Annotated in this window: 1 protein-coding gene; it reads right to left on the reverse strand. The window is 58.2% G+C overall.

Annotation, left to right across the window (positions count from 1 at the left end; all coding sequences use genetic code 11):
- Positions 1-12: 12 nt before the first annotated feature.
- Positions 13-455 (reverse strand): McrC family protein (locus GHC57_RS19200; protein WP_246152530.1); only part of this gene is annotated, 443 nt, incomplete at its 5' end.

The raw sequence follows: 455 nt of genomic DNA on the forward strand, positions 1-455 counted from the left end.
TCACGTTATGTTCTACGCCGTTTCAGGCCACCTGTCACCACATGATGTGGTCCCGGACTCAAAGGGATAAGCCTTTTCCTCGAATAGCACATTCATGTCGAACAGCAGGGAATAGCCGGTGCCTAGCCCGCTGGTCGTGGTCTGGAACTGATCCGACAGTAGCAGCTTCGCCAGCTTCAGCAGATCCGCCCAGCGGTTGTTGGTTCGATCCAGAACCACCTGATCCCACCGCAGGGCGGTCACGGGGACCTGCGCGATATCGGTATAGGCGAACGCCAGGTCCTGAAGCCGGCGCCGGTTCGCTTGGCTGCGCGCGATCCCCGCCAAACGGATAACGGTGGCCTTCATGATGCGGTTGAGGGCGATGTCGGCCGATAGATTATGGCTCAAATAGCGTTCGCTATGCATTCCCGGATTTGGTATCATGAAGGATACCGAACGCGGGAGGCGGGCAT

Origin of the sequence: Roseospira navarrensis, from assembly GCF_009601025.1 — a bacterium.
Lineage (GTDB): Bacteria > Pseudomonadota > Alphaproteobacteria > Rhodospirillales > Rhodospirillaceae > Rhodospira > Rhodospira navarrensis.